This window comes from Salinibacillus kushneri (genome assembly GCF_900111405.1).
GTDB lineage: Bacteria > Bacillota > Bacilli > Bacillales > Alkalibacillaceae > Salinibacillus > Salinibacillus kushneri.
The window spans coordinates 254,208-267,925 of record NZ_FOHJ01000003.1 but is presented as its reverse complement, the minus strand read 5'-3'; the positions used below and the strand labels follow the sequence as shown (position 1 = coordinate 267,925).

General features: G+C 38.1%; 14 protein-coding genes. 6 read left to right on the top strand and 8 right to left on the bottom strand.

The window, feature by feature from the left end:
- Nucleotides 1–41: 41 nt before the first annotated feature.
- Together BMX63_RS05995 and BMX63_RS05990 are read right to left on the bottom strand one after the other, a co-directional pair.
- Nucleotides 42–857, bottom strand: a complete 816-nt coding sequence (locus BMX63_RS05995; RefSeq protein ID WP_093132970.1) for a TerC family protein — start codon at nt 855–857, stop codon at nt 42–44.
- 424 nt (nt 858–1,281) lie between these two features.
- Nucleotides 1,282–2,949 carry an acyl-CoA dehydrogenase family protein gene (locus tag BMX63_RS05990; protein WP_093132968.1) on the bottom strand — a complete coding sequence of 556 codons (1,668 nt, stop codon included), beginning with the start codon at nt 2,947–2,949 and terminating at the stop codon, nt 1,282–1,284.
- Between the two features lie 535 nt (nt 2,950–3,484).
- Between BMX63_RS05990 and ehuB the strand changes: the two genes are divergently transcribed.
- The 6 genes from ehuB to BMX63_RS05960 all read left to right on the top strand — a co-directional run bounded on the left by ehuB (nt 3,485) and on the right by BMX63_RS05960 (nt 9,295).
- On the top strand, nt 3,485–4,390 hold the full coding sequence (gene ehuB, locus BMX63_RS05985) for an ectoine/hydroxyectoine ABC transporter substrate-binding protein EhuB (protein WP_093132966.1): 906 nt from the start codon (nt 3,485–3,487) through the stop codon (nt 4,388–4,390).
- Nucleotides 4,391–4,465: 75 nt separating this feature from the next.
- The gene (gene ehuC, locus BMX63_RS05980) at nt 4,466–5,128 is read left to right on the top strand and encodes an ectoine/hydroxyectoine ABC transporter permease subunit EhuC (RefSeq protein ID WP_093132964.1); all 663 of its coding nucleotides are present in this window, start codon (nt 4,466–4,468) and stop codon (nt 5,126–5,128) included.
- Nucleotides 5,125–5,847 carry an ectoine/hydroxyectoine ABC transporter permease subunit EhuD gene (gene ehuD / locus BMX63_RS05975; RefSeq protein WP_093132962.1) on the top strand — a complete coding sequence of 241 codons (723 nt, stop codon included), beginning with the start codon at nt 5,125–5,127 and terminating at the stop codon, nt 5,845–5,847. The genes ehuC and ehuD overlap by 4 nt, the downstream gene beginning before the upstream one ends.
- On the top strand, nt 5,840–6,622 hold the full coding sequence (gene ehuA / locus BMX63_RS05970; RefSeq protein WP_093132960.1) for an ectoine/hydroxyectoine ABC transporter ATP-binding protein EhuA: 783 nt from the start codon (nt 5,840–5,842) through the stop codon (nt 6,620–6,622). Before ehuD ends, ehuA begins: the two co-directional genes overlap by 8 nt.
- Before the next feature lie 321 nt (nt 6,623–6,943).
- A complete protein-coding gene (locus tag BMX63_RS05965) occupies nt 6,944–7,180 on the top strand; it encodes an SE1832 family protein (protein WP_342731730.1) in 237 nt (78 codons plus the stop codon).
- Between the two features lie 432 nt (nt 7,181–7,612).
- On the top strand, nt 7,613–9,295 hold the full coding sequence (locus BMX63_RS05960) for a putative bifunctional diguanylate cyclase/phosphodiesterase (protein ID WP_177167205.1): 1,683 nt from the start codon (nt 7,613–7,615) through the stop codon (nt 9,293–9,295).
- A gap of 67 nt (nt 9,296–9,362) precedes the next feature.
- Here BMX63_RS05960 and BMX63_RS05955 read toward each other — a convergent pair whose 3' ends face one another.
- The 6 genes from BMX63_RS05955 to BMX63_RS05930 all read right to left on the bottom strand — a co-directional run bounded on the left by BMX63_RS05955 (nt 9,363) and on the right by BMX63_RS05930 (nt 13,711).
- On the bottom strand, nt 9,363–9,548 hold the full coding sequence (locus BMX63_RS05955) for a hypothetical protein (RefSeq protein WP_093132954.1): 186 nt from the start codon (nt 9,546–9,548) through the stop codon (nt 9,363–9,365).
- A gap of 52 nt (nt 9,549–9,600) precedes the next feature.
- Nucleotides 9,601–10,062 (bottom strand): DUF6884 domain-containing protein, encoded by a 462-nt coding sequence (locus BMX63_RS05950; protein WP_093132952.1) that lies wholly within the window; start codon nt 10,060–10,062, stop codon nt 9,601–9,603.
- Between the two features lie 20 nt (nt 10,063–10,082).
- Nucleotides 10,083–10,919, bottom strand: coding sequence for an alpha/beta hydrolase (locus BMX63_RS05945; protein WP_177167204.1), 837 nt, complete (start codon nt 10,917–10,919; stop codon nt 10,083–10,085).
- A gap of 35 nt (nt 10,920–10,954) precedes the next feature.
- Nucleotides 10,955–12,175, bottom strand: coding sequence for a beta-N-acetylhexosaminidase (gene nagZ / locus BMX63_RS05940; RefSeq protein WP_093132948.1), 1,221 nt, complete (start codon nt 12,173–12,175; stop codon nt 10,955–10,957).
- Nucleotides 12,176–12,236: 61 nt separating this feature from the next.
- Nucleotides 12,237–12,755 carry an acyl-CoA thioesterase gene (locus tag BMX63_RS05935; protein ID WP_093132946.1) on the bottom strand — a complete coding sequence of 173 codons (519 nt, stop codon included), beginning with the start codon at nt 12,753–12,755 and terminating at the stop codon, nt 12,237–12,239.
- A 128-nt stretch (nt 12,756–12,883) separates the two neighbouring features.
- Nucleotides 12,884–13,711: an STAS domain-containing protein gene (locus tag BMX63_RS05930; protein WP_093132943.1), complete on the bottom strand. Its 828-nt coding sequence runs from the start codon at nt 13,709–13,711 to the stop codon at nt 12,884–12,886.
- Nucleotides 13,712–13,718: the final 7 nt, after the last annotated feature.

Below are 13,718 nucleotides of genomic sequence, written 5' to 3'. Positions count from 1 at the left end.
TATAGAATAAATTATGCAAGCGGATAAAAATGGGTGAATGCCTATTCTTCTAATTCCTCAGTAAGTTCTTCAACATTATCATCATCATCCTGATCTTCATTTTTGCCCCCAAGGAACCATCCCGCTACAAGAATAGCGACTAATACGATATAGAAAGTCAGCTTCCAACCTGTTGAGTGAGGAAAATGCTCATCGATCATTCCTACATTTTCATGACCTAACGTAATAATTGCCAGTTTTACCCCCACCCAGCCAACAACTACAAATGCTGCTGTCTCTAGACCAGGGCGCTTGTGTAATAATTTGACAAAGAAGTTAGCAGCAAATCGCATAATGACAACCCCTATCAGACCACCTGCTAAAACAACCAGGAATTGTCCGGTATCCATGCCGCCAATCTCTCCTAAATTGGTTGGAGGTAAGGCAACAGCCAGTGCCACAGCAGCAAGAATGGAGTCTACAGCAAAGGCAATATCAGCTAACTCCACTTTGAAAACCGTCATCCAAAAGCCGGAGCCTTCTTCAGCTGCTTCATTCTCACCTTCTTCCCCCTCCTCTTCATCCTGTTTTTTAACATACTTTTTAAATAAATGATTCAAGGCAAGAAATAGTAAGTAGGCTGCACCCAGGGCTTGAACCTGCCATATATCAGCTATAAAGGAAATTAAAAATAACGAACCTGCCCTTAAAATAAACGCACCTAGCAATCCGTAAAACAGCGCCTTTTTTCTTTCTTTATCCGGCAAATGCTTGACCATTATCGCCAGTACTAAAGCATTATCTGCCGCTAAAATTCCTTCTAAAGCAATTAATACAAGTAATACCCAGCCATATTCCAGTAGTAATGCCTGCTCCATAATCTCTCTCCTTTTTTGGCGTCTATTTATTCGTAAACATAGGTGTTGATTTCCACTCCAGCACACTTGCTTACCGCGGGCGTTCAGAAAGTCTCCTCAGCATACGCCTGTGGGGCTCCCTTATACCGCTCTTCCTGCAGGAGTCTCGCATACTTCCGCTCCAACCATCTTGGTAGAAAATCAACAATAAGCTTTAACAGAGCCATTCGTAAAAAAAAGCCTTTACCATAGTGGTAAAGGCCTAAAAAAAGACCTTTACGAATAGTGTACCCGTAAAGGTCTCGCTAACAACTTCAGTTGCCAATAAAGCCGGAGAATATTCATTCTCGAAATGACGACTTTATTGAAAAGCTACTCCCCTTTAAATAAGACGCTCTTTAATTGTGTATGTTTATCGTAACGAGATTCCTTCCTATTGTCAACGTTAAACTTTTACATGCCGCTTTTGTGGATTCATGATTTCTTCAAAATGCTTAACAGCAATCATTTCATCATCTAAGCCCCGGATTTTAAATAACCAGTCCATAAATAATACGGCCACCCTTTTTTCCCGTTTATCGTTTGCCCGCTTCAAAGCATGAACAGCTAAATAAATATCCGTCATATAACGTGCAATTCTTCGGCTGTGATAGGTTTGAACCGTTTCATCTTTGTCGTGGATATATAGAACCATATTTGTTAATTCCTTTATATACTCTGCAATTTTCTCCCTGTATTTATCTTCGACTTGTATGTTAGATAGAATCTGCTCCATTTCACTAATAAATATTTCGTGGACACGATATTTATGCATTAATCGTAGGACTTCTAAAGATAAAATATTGTCTGTACCCTCCCAAACGGTAAGAACTTGGGCATCCCGAAGCAAGCGTGGTGTGATAAAGTCCTCTATATAACCATTTCCACCGTGCATTTCGATAGCTTCATGACTAAAATCAATAGCCTCTTTTGCTGTATGTGCTTTCATTAATGCGATTAAAAGACGATTCATAGCGATTTCCTCTGTTGACCGATTTTCTCTATCACGCATTACCTGATCAAACAGATCAATGGATTCAAATAAAGCAGATAGTTGAACCTCAAACCTCACCTGTAAATTTGCTAACGTTTCCTGAACCATGGAGTAATTTATTATTTTTTGGCCAAAAGCATCCCGCTGACCGGCGTATTCATAACCCTCTTTTAACGCACGTTTCATAATACCTGTTGAAGCTGTTGCATTACATACTCGAGATAAATTAAGTGCCTCCATCATATAGTAAAAGCCTTTATCCGCCTCTCCTACAAGGTAGGCTTTTGAACCTTCTAATTCAATTTCAGCAGAAGGAACAGCCCGCACCCCTAATTTATCCTTTAATCGTCGTACCTTTATATGATTATTGGATCCATCATCCTGTTTCCAAGGTATTAAAAACAGGCTTAACCCTTTTGTACCTGATTTACTCCCCTTCATTCGCGCAAGAACAGCCGCGACTCCACATTGACCGGAATTAGAGGCAAAGTATTTTTCCCCAAATAACCGATAATGATCCCCCTCTTTAACGGCTTCTACCTCATTAGCACCTACATCGGATCCCCCTTGACGTTCTGTTAAAAACGTCGCTCCTTCATATAATTCCTCATCTCCTGTGGAAAGCACATGTGGAAGAAATTTTTCTTTCAAATTTTTATCTGCATATTCATCAATGACATAAGCCACTGCCATTGTAAGTGTTACAGGACAGTAGAATCCAGGCTCTACCTGGGATAACAAATACCCGTGAGCATAGGAATATAAATAATTTCCTTTACGCCCTAATTGAGGAATAGGTTTATGAACATAGCCAACGATTCCGGTATGGTACGTATCCTCTACCGTTTTCTTATACCCCTCATTCACCCAGATTTCAGAGATATCCTCCCCATAACGATTATATTTAATAAGCTTGGGCTGACCTTCACGATCGGTATGAACAGCTCTTTCATCAAATTCGTCGTAACACTTATGGTAAAACTGCTTCAGTTCCGGTTTAGTATACTCATAAAGCTCGGAATCTAACTTATCCTTCAGTATCTGCATTAACAAATACTCCTGCTGATCAAAATAATCCATTACGAATCCCCCTCAGTTCCAGTGATATTTACAAGCCCACACCAATATGTTATTATTTTCTGAATATTAAAATTATAACATTTTTATCGAATCTCTTTAAATCGGAGAAGCTCAAAATAAAGAAAAGTTGTTTTTTTCTTTTATGGCGGTATTTTTGTAGGACAAATTGCATAGATTTTATAGTGACTTAATTTTCTGATTATTTGGAATAACAGATTATTTTGCGATTTAAGGAAGTAAATCTCAGTATAACCAAGCTTAACTTGTCTCAGTTGTTTATCTCCATTTATTTACTATTTAATAAAGTCATATCCAATTTGAAGAAACAAAATCTTGAGTATAAAGTAATTTATATAAGTGAAAAAATACTACATCTACTAAAAGTCCGGAACGTTTTATGCTCACTTCTGGAGGTGATACATAAACTTTTTGCAACTTGAGATTTAGTAGATTAGTAGTATACAGGCAAGAGATATTAGTTATAAGGAAACATTGATTCGTTATTTAAAATCTTTTGGGAGGGGTCAATTTACCGATGAAGAAATTTTTATCAATTTTCGTATTAGTACTAACTGTTTTCTTCATTACAGCTTGTGGATCATCTGAGGATGCTGACAGTGGCTCAAGCGGTGAAGATAGTGGAAGCGAAGACAGTTCAACTGACAAACTTGCTGAACTGAAGGAAGCAGGCGTTGTAAAGATTGGTTTTGCTAATGAGAAACCATATGCTTATCAAGATGATAACGGTGAGCTTAAAGGTGAGGCGGTAGAAATTGCCAAAGCCGTATTCAAAGAGCTTGGAGTAGACGAAGTTGATGGTCAGTTAGCTGAGTTTGGCCAATTAATTCCAGGTCTTCAAGCAGGTAAGTTTGATGTTATTACAGCAGGTATGGCAATTACACCTGATCGTTGTAAACAAGCTGACTTCGGTGAGCCTGAAATCCAGTATGGTGAAGGGCTAATTGTTCAGGAAGGCAATCCTTTAGACCTACACAGTTATGAAGATATTGCAAATAACCCGGATGTAACCGTTTCTGTAATGTCCGGTGCAACTGAAGTTGAATTCTTAAAAGAAATGGGCGTAAGTGAAGATCAAATTCAAGAAGCACCAGATATTCCAGCAACTTTTGCAGCTGTTCAATCAGGAAGAGCAGATGCAACAACTGGTACGGAAATGACTATTAAAATGGCACTAGAATCCTCTGATAAAGATGCACTTGAATTCGTTGAAGACTTTGAACAGCCTGATGTAGAAGGCGTACCAAGCTATGGTGCTGCAGTATTCCACCAGGACAATGATGATTTAAGAGAAGCCTACAACGAAGTCCTACAACAAATGAAAGAAGACGGTGAAATCATAGATCTCATTACACCATCCGGCTTTAGTGAACGTAACCTTGTGCCTAATGATCTAACCACCGAAGAACTATGTCAAGGATAATGGGGAAATAGAAAATAATTTAACAGACCCCCTGGCTAAGGGGGTCTGTTTTCTCATAGGAAAGGGTGAAAAGCAATTAGTACCATAATCGAAATTTTTGATGTTTTACTACGTGGAATCAACATCACTATCACTGTATTGCTTGCATCAGCGGTTTTGTCCTTTGTCATTGCTTTCCTCGCTGGATTTGGACGAATTGCCAAAAATCCAATCATCCGCAAGTTTACAGGATTTTATATTGAAGTATTTCGTGGTACCTCTTTAATTGTTCAATTGTTTTGGTTTTACTATGCACTACCAGGCTTATTCGGAATCGACTTAGGTACAGATTTCTGGGCTGCTGTAGTGGCCATATCCATGAACTACGGTGCTTATATGTCTGAAGTTGTACGTGGGTCTATTTTATCTGTTTCTTCAGGACAAAGAGAAGCAGCAACTGCACTTAATATGTCCAGATTTCAGCGTATGAGATTAGTTATATTACCTCAAGCTGTTCGAATGATGTTACCTGAGTTTGGTAACTATCTCATTCAAATGTTGAAAGCAACATCACTCGTCTCTTTAATCGGTTTAACCGATATTTTATACCACGGCGATATATTTAGGAGTACCAACCTTTCCCTTGCGCCTACGGTTTATTTATTAATTCTCGTCTTTTACTTTATTTTAGCCCTTCCTTTAATTTGGCTAACTCGTTGGGCAGAAAAGCAATCATCGAAGGGAGTGGCGACTGAATGACTTGGAGTTGGAATTATGTATGGGATTCATTTCCATTAATTTTTGAAGGAATGTGGATCACACTTGGACTCACTATTGGATGTTTTGCATTCGCAATGGCCTTCGGATTTGTCTGGACCTTTTTACGTCGTATTCCCTGGAAACCTGTACAAAAGGTTGTTGGTTTTGTATTGGAATTTATACGGTCCACACCTCCCCTCGTACAGCTATTTTTCCTATTTTATGCCTGGCCAATGGTTCCTTATGTGGGAGTTACACTTGATCCCATAACATGTGCGGTTCTTGGTTTAGGCGGACATTTTAGCACATATATTTCAGAAATTTATCGTTCTGGAATTGAATCCGTTGATAAAGGTCAATGGGAAGCATCAACGGCATTAAATTTATCCACTCGTAAAAAGTGGACCAAAATCATATTGCCACAAGCTATACCGCCAACCATCCCAATGTTAGGGAACTATTTAATCATCATGTTTAAAGAGGTTCCGTTAACAGCCACAATTGGAGTTACGGGCATGCTTCATGCAGCTGAAACCTTTGGTTCACAAACGTTTGCGTACGTAGAGCCATTAACTCTAGTAGCAGTGTTCTTCCTTGCTATGAGTTACCCATCTGCTGTTCTTATCAGGAAGCTGGAGGCTAAGTATAACCGGCGATTTGATAAAAAGAATCCAACTGGAACGAATAAAATGGATAAAGGAGTGGCACTTAATGGCTGAACCCATTGTTAGATATAAAGATGTTCATAAATCATTTGGCGATGTTCAGGTCTTAAAAGGAATTGATTTGGATATTGCACCAGCCGAAAAAATTGCACTAATAGGTCCGAGTGGTTCTGGTAAAACCACCATCATTCGTATGCTTATGACACTTGAGGAACCCACTTCTGGCGTGATTGAAGTAGACGGGCGGCCTTTATGGCATATGGAAAAAGAAGGTGAACTCGTCCCTGCTAATGAAAAGCATTTACGGGAGGTGCGTGGAGATATCGGGATGGTGTTCCAGCACTTCAATCTATTTCCACACATGACCATTTTAGATAATTGTATGGTTGCTCCTGTTCACGTAAAGGGTGAGTCAAAAGAGGAAGCAAAACAACGCTCCATTGAAATGCTGGAAAAGGTTGGTCTGGGAGATAAGCTAGATAACTATCCAAGCCAGCTGTCTGGTGGACAAAAGCAGCGCGTTGCCATGGCAAGGGCTCTTGTTATGCGTCCGAAGGTTATGCTATTTGACGAAGTAACATCTGCTCTTGACCCTGAACTTGTCGGAGAGGTTCTTGAAGTGATTCGTGACATTGCACAAGAAGGTGAAATGGCCATGATATTGGTTACACACGAGATGGAATTCGCTCGTGATATCGCCGATCGTGTCCTTTTCCTGGATGAAGGAACCATAGCTGAACAAGGATCACCTGAAGAAGTACTGGAAAACTCTAAAAGTGAACGTTTACAGTCCTTTCTCAGTCGTTTCCGTTCTTCATCTCCATCTTAATAGAAGGCTGTTTTCTAAAAAATTGTTGTTTTTAAAAGGTGAATTCGTTGATAGCGTGCTATACTAGCAGATGAAATACACGGAGTCACCGGGGGAAAGAAAAGACAGGTGAGACCCCGTAGCACAGGGAGAGGCTCACCGCTCACCCGCGGAAAGCGTAGAGTATTTCACCTGCGGCAGGGAAGGGCAACGATGCGAAAAAAGCTTAATAGAAAAATAAAAAGGGCTGATACCATTAGAAATCGCGTGGTATAAGCCCTTTTTAAATAGTAGTAAATACAAGAAAGTGATAACTCTTTCATTCGCTTCTTATCGTTTATCATGATAAACTTTGAAGAAAAGATTAAATCTTTGAAGGGATGGGGTTGGAACATGGCAACCAAAAAAGAAATTGAACAAGAGATTGAAGAGCTAAAAATGGATTATATACGAATTCAGGGAGACTTAGATAAACTGGAAGCTGTTGGCGGAAAAGTTTCCCCATTAGAAAAAACTCTGGAGCGAATGGAACAACAGCTATCTGATTTAAGAAAACAGCTTACAGAAGTAGAATCATAGATAACGAAATCTTCATGTTTCGACAATGAACTCGGCTTGTAGAGAACCCCCCTGGTTTTCTACGAGCTTTTTTAATTATTCCTTTTGTTTGACGTCCACCGCAGTCAAAATATACCATGCTTATCCACGGGTGAGCTCTGAGCCTCAATAAGTTTTTTAATTCGACATAAATGTCCATACATTTACAAATTTAAAGGACTATATAACTAGTAAAGTATAGATCATATCTCTCATTCGACATCAAATTGTCAGTATTGAATTTCTTTTCAAAATAACAAATGATATGATGGTTGGAGAAAACGTTTTCCGACAGCGTATTATAAGTAAATTGAGGATTTATTTTAACAATGAAGTTGAATCGGGAAGCTTTAGCTTAATCACCCCAGGTTATTTATATGACTTACCCGTTAGCACATGGTAAAGGTGGTACATATGTCGAACAGAGAAACTCACTACATGTACTTTAACGAAGAGGAAATGTTTCAACTATTCACCTCATTATTTGATATTGTATTTATAATGAAATATGAACCACCAGAGGATTTTCGTTATATAAAAGTAAGTGAAAATGCGAAAAAATTTGCTATGCTTCAAGATGCTGATATCGGGAACACTATAAATGACATTTATCACCAGTCATTAGCTAAACATTTAACCTATTATTATCATAAGGCGATATCCAGCAAGGAGAAAATAACCTTCCGTGATCGCATGAATATAAATTCTGAGGATCGATATGGAGAAACCATTTTAATTCCTTTTACATTCGAGAGTGTATCTTACGTGGTTGGATTAACCCGTGATATAACCCGTGTAGTTAATTTAGAACAGAACCAGGCAAATGACCCTATTACAGGTTTACCTTTTGTTGAAAATTTCATAGAAAATTTAGAAGCCAATCTGCATCTGAAAAAATTTGAAGAATCTGTATGGTATCTATTGTATATAGCCGTTAATCACCTTTCCATTGTTCCCTATTCCAATCAAAATATAGAAGCTGAGTTACTTAAAGAAATCACAGGTCGTTTAGAGCGATTTTTAAAAAATGAGGATAGGCTGAGCCGGGCTTCTGGAAATGAATTTATTATCGCCTTTCGTTTAACTAGCGATAAAGAGTGTGAGAAAATTGTTAACCAAATTTATGAAGCGATTGAATGTCCCTATGAAACGGAAGATTTTGAAGTAATCGTTCAACCTTCTATTGGGGTCGCCCGAATGCATCCAGACCATTATAATGTCCAGGGCAGTATTACAGAGGCTTTTCAGGGTATGCTTCAGGCAAAATCAAAGGAAGATCGGCACATCTATATAACATTTGCCCAAAATCATTTCGAAAGCGATATACGTCAAAATACTCTGGAGCAGGATTTATCCTATGCACAAAAGAAAAACGAATTAGAGGTATATTATCAACCGAAGCTTAATATTCAAAAAAATGTGTACAACTTCGAAGCATTATTGAGATGGAATCACCCTAAATTCGGGATGATTTTACCTAATGAATTTATTCCTATTGCTGAACGAAACCAATCGATTACCTCCATTGGAAGATGGGTTTTAAAACAGGTATGTAAAGACTTTCAAGCTTTTCAGGAAATCAATAAAAATATCAGCATTGCGGTTAATATATCACCTGTTCAGCTAAATGACCCGCGCTTTGTCCAACAGATAAAGGAAGCGGTTTTAGAATACAGCATTGAACCTAAAGCTATTGAATTAGAGATTACAGAAAACGATTTATTAAATTTAGATTCTGCCCAGAAACAATTTGAAGAGCTATCTTATGAAGGATTTTCTATTGTACTCGACGATTTTGGAACCAGCTATTCTTCTTTAAACTATTTAAAAGAGCTTTCTGTACAAAAAATAAAAATTGATAAATCCTTTATAATGAATATGGACTACTACCAAAAGGATTACCAAATTGTTCAAATGATTATAAAACTGGCCAAAAATCTGGATTTAGAAGTAACCGCTGAAGGTGTAGAAAAGTGGAAGCACATCGAAATGCTATCGAAAATGGATTGTACAGAGATTCAAGGCTATTACTTAAGTAAACCACTCCCTCTACAGGATATGCTTGAAAAGCTTAAGGATAATACAATGAACATATAAATACGTTTTTATAATATTTACGGGCCTATCTAATACACATTGCTTAGATAGGCCTGCACTCTTGTTTTTATGAATCTCTTTTTTCAACTCCTCTTGACCCTTTTCCTTTCCTGCCTTTTTTCGAATTACGATTAAATCCCTTCATGGCATCTTCATCTGTATATTCTGCAGAAAATTCCATATTTGGGGTACTTTCTGCTGGAGTTTTATTATTTTGCTTTGCTGCATCATAAGCTGTTTTTCGTTTGGTCATAAAAAAACCTCCTTTTTACGATAGTTTTTGTCAAATCGCAAAAAGGATACGTTTATAATTCCCTTTCATGATTAATGGCATCCTTCAAACGCCTCTGCATGTCCCCAATTCCTTTTGACCCGTATAATGGATAGTCATGTAAAGCCTTGGGAAACAGTTTCTCTATGATTGGTATAAATTTCTTACCACCCAGCATAATGACGTTTTCTACATCCAATAATTGCTTTTGAGCCAGCTGGCTTCTCATTTCATCGATGGAAATGATATTCGGATTATTTTTCATACGAAAAGATAGATTATAAGATTCCGGCACGATATCCTCAGGCCCGAGAATACCATATTTGGGGGAAATAATTACCCAATCCACGGCTAACATTCTTACATATTGCTGCAGCAAACGATGAAAGGTTCCTGTATAGGCCTCCGATGCTTTTACAGCTTCTAATTCAGGATGATGATCCCAAATTTTTGGCTTTCCTGATGGAATAACATATAGTTTTTCTATACCTTCCAATTTCTTTTCCCTGCTTTCGTTTAAAACTGTCTAATCCATTCTTTTATTGCTTGAAATGTATGGGAGCTTGTTAACAAGCTGTCATGCGTTAAATGGGGTAAGACGGTAACTTTCGCACTTTGCGCATACTTCGAGAACAATGGTTTATAAGCTGAGTGCTCAAATTCTTCATCTTGATCCCCTATCAGGACTAAAGCTGGTTTAGTAAGTCTTTTTAAACTTCGCTTATAGCTATCAGGCAACCGGGACATAAATAATCGATAGCTTAATCCTTTAAGCTTGGCTGGATTTTCATTTGCCGGATCATGAACGGTTAATACTTCTTGGTGATTTCTTTTACGCATATGAAGGCGATTTAACATCATTAATTTCATGATCCTTCCTACATGTGCCTGATTAGGACTTTCTTTGTTTTCAGAGTCACCTTTTTTCATAATTGGGGCCATAAAATGAACAAATGGAGCAAGGAGAAGGTACCCGCTTATATGTTGTGAATAAGCATGAGTGGTAAATCGAAGGGTTGTCCCACCACCAGCTGAATGCCCCCCTAATATCACCTTTGAGTGCTGGTGCTTGTCTTGTATGTAATCCATAAATTCCATTAAATCATCGTCATGCTGACCTATGTAATCTACATCCCCTTTTGTTTCAGCATAGTCTCCGTAACCTCTTAAATCAGGCGTATATACATGCGCAAGATTTTCATTTGCCACATACGCTGCTAAAGGCTTTAAATACTTATGATCCTCTGCAATTCCATGAATCAAAATAAGTACAATGTCTGCCTCAGATGGATAATACCGAAAATACATATAGGTATTATCTCGAAGCTTTAAGTTCTCCCCCTGTTCTGCCATGCTCTCCTCTCCCATACGTTTTTATTTTGGACTCTTTACTTGTCATTTATTTTCGATAACAGTTCTTTAATTTGCTGATTGATTTCGTTTACCCTTGCAGGTGAATTCATGTCGTTATGAATATTGTATTGTCGCTTTTTATCTAATATTCGATACACACTTTCATTTATCCTTTTTTCTGATATCTCCCCGTCCAAAACAGCTTGTTTCAGTTTCTTATGCGTTTTCCTGACATTTTCCTTCTCATGTGCAATTAACAAAATATCACTTCCTGCCTTGACAGACTGAACGGCAGCATCACTCACTTTATAATCATTCGTTATCGCCTTCATGGTTAAATCATCCGTAATCACTAAGCCATCAAAGTTCAAATCTTGACGCAATATATTCTGAATTATCACCTTCGAAAGCGATGTTGGGTACTTTGGGTCAATCTTTGCCAAAGACAGATGTGCCATCATAATCGCATCGGCGTTTTGTTTTATAGCTGCTTTAAAAGGCTTTAGCTCATATTTCTGCAGCTTTTTTAGTGACTTTTTTACGACTGGCAGTTCCTCATGAGAATCAAGCGATGTATCCCCATGACCAGGAAAGTGTTTCACAACGGATATCACACCAGACGCTCGGATACCATTCATCACAGCTAAACCGTGTCTTTTCACTTTTTTGACTGTCGAACCAAACGCTCGTCTCCCAATGATAGGGTTCTTTGAATTGGTATGAATATCTAAGACAGGGGCAAAGTCCATGTTAAAGCCAAGGGCCTGGATCTGACTGGCTATAATATTTCCATACTGAAAGGATAATTCAGGCTGATCCACCTCACCTATCTCCCAGGCGTCCGGCAGAGCTTGAAATTCATCTGGTACCCGACTGATTTTTCCCCCTTCTTCATCAACACCTAAAAATAAAGGGATTTGTCCTTTATTCTGACTCTTTATTTGATTCAATAATTGGGTAGCCTGTTGGACATTCTGAATATTTTCTTTAAATAAACTGAGACCCCCAACACGATAATTTGTGATATAATCTTTTACTTCGGAATTCATTTGAGTACCTTCGAAACCGACGAGCAGCATCTGGCCAATTTTTTCATCTAAACTCAATGCCTCTACTTTTTGCCGAATGGAATCTTCGTTATCCTGGTTATCCTTTGGGTTGCTGCTTCCAATTGTATAAGGAAAGCTAATCATGATCATTAATATAAAAGCATATAAACACGCCTTTTTTATCATTGCAACACCTCTGTTTAACATGTTGATCCATTTAAAAACAGCCGTGTATACTTACTTTATTCATACTCGTTTAAAATAACAGTTATGCTCTAAACCATGGCAAATCTGTTCCAAATTTTTCAGCCATATCCTTTGATTCAGATTTTCTCTCCTTACGATGGGCTGCACGTTTCTCAGCACCCTCATGAAGCCATTTTTCCTCCTCCGTTTCTGGATAAACGTGAGGAACAGAAGATGGTTTGTTATTTTCATCGATGGCTACCATCGTTAAAAACGCTGTGGCACAAATATCCCGTCTCCCTGTTATGAGGTTCTCTGTCACGGCCTTTACGAATACCTCCATAGATGTTTTATGCGTATAGGTTACAAATCCCTCCAAACAGATTGTGTCGCCTTCATGGACAGGATTTAAAAAGTCAACTGAGTCGGTTGATGCTGTAACCACCGCTTTTCTGGCATGACGGGAAGCCGCAATTGATGAAACATCATCTATATATGCCATAAGCTTCCCTCCAAACAACGTACCATGCACATTCGTATCTGGAGGCAACACGTGTGACGTTTTCACTGTTAAAGACTGCTTACAAGGTTTCTTATCCATATTCCTAATCCTCTCTTCCTTTAACTAACTATCGCTACTGATTAGTTTTCCTTTCCTCTCTATATTTATAATGGACATCTGAGAGTTCACGTAATCATAAAAATGAGTAGCTGCCCATAGGAAACTACTCATTGAGAAAATTCATTCATATATTCGCTCAAGGTTTGTTGTAAGGTGCCTTTTGTCTCTGCATTAAGTCTGCCAAATTTCATAAATTTACGTACCAGCTCTGGTCGAATCCCTGTCAGGACCGGTTTACAACCCATTATGCCTATCCCGTCTATCACTTTTAAAATCTGACTAATGGTATCCTCCTCCATATCTACAATTCCGGAAAAATCCATAATCAGGGTTGAAATTCGCAGCTTACCAATTTCCATTAACACTTGTTCTTCAATAATGGAAGCACGATAGTAATCCACCGATCCTATTAATGGCAGGACACAAATAGAAGATGTGATGGGAATGATTGGCACCGATAGATTTTCGACTAAACGTCTCTGCTTTTCAATGAGTTCATCTTTAAACTTGGAATAACTAATAAAAAAGGCATTCAAAAACTGGTCGATTTGATCGTTGATTTTACTTTCTTGAATATAAAAACGATCAAGAGTTATCCTTTTGTTTCGTTTCTCATCAAATAGATAAAGGAAATGCCATAAAGTCCGCCGGATTGCATGTACCCATTCAAGTTTAAAAGCTAAGGTTAACGAATGCTTGGCCCAGGCAACTCCTTCTTGTTCTGCAAATTGTACAACATCCTCTGTTTTTTCTTCTACAATAAACAAGACCAGTTTATGGGCATTATTAATTAAATTAATATTGCCTATACGATGAATTTTATCAATTTTATCCCGAACATTTACAGCTTCTTTAAGTAAATATTCTTCAAATAGATTACGATTACTTACTAAAAACTCTTTCATATCTTGTCCTTCATAAAATATTAAATCCAAGTATATC

What these genes read in the sequence shown, in the direction of transcription:
- BMX63_RS05990 (WP_093132968.1), bottom strand. Translation starts at nt 2,949, where the DNA reads ATGGATTATTTTGATCAGCAGGAGTATTTGTTAATGCAGATACTGAAG.
- ehuD (WP_093132962.1), top strand. Translation starts at nt 5,125, where the DNA reads ATGACTTGGAGTTGGAATTATGTATGGGATTCATTTCCATTAATTTTT.
- BMX63_RS05960 (WP_177167205.1), top strand. Translation starts at nt 7,613, where the DNA reads ATGTCGAACAGAGAAACTCACTACATGTACTTTAACGAAGAGGAAATG.
- BMX63_RS05945 (WP_177167204.1), bottom strand. Translation starts at nt 10,919, where the DNA reads ATGGCAGAACAGGGGGAGAACTTAAAGCTTCGAGATAATACCTATATG.
- BMX63_RS05965 (WP_342731730.1), top strand. Translation starts at nt 6,944, where the DNA reads ATGATAAACTTTGAAGAAAAGATTAAATCTTTGAAGGGATGGGGTTGG.
- ehuB (WP_093132966.1), top strand. Translation starts at nt 3,485, where the DNA reads ATGAAGAAATTTTTATCAATTTTCGTATTAGTACTAACTGTTTTCTTC.
- BMX63_RS05995 (WP_093132970.1), bottom strand. Translation starts at nt 857, where the DNA reads ATGGAGCAGGCATTACTACTGGAATATGGCTGGGTATTACTTGTATTA.
- nagZ (WP_093132948.1), bottom strand. Translation starts at nt 12,175, where the DNA reads ATGTTAAACAGAGGTGTTGCAATGATAAAAAAGGCGTGTTTATATGCT.
- BMX63_RS05935 (WP_093132946.1), bottom strand. Translation starts at nt 12,755, where the DNA reads ATGGATAAGAAACCTTGTAAGCAGTCTTTAACAGTGAAAACGTCACAC.
- BMX63_RS05955 (WP_093132954.1), bottom strand. Translation starts at nt 9,548, where the DNA reads ATGACCAAACGAAAAACAGCTTATGATGCAGCAAAGCAAAATAATAAA.
- ehuA (WP_093132960.1), top strand. Translation starts at nt 5,840, where the DNA reads ATGGCTGAACCCATTGTTAGATATAAAGATGTTCATAAATCATTTGGC.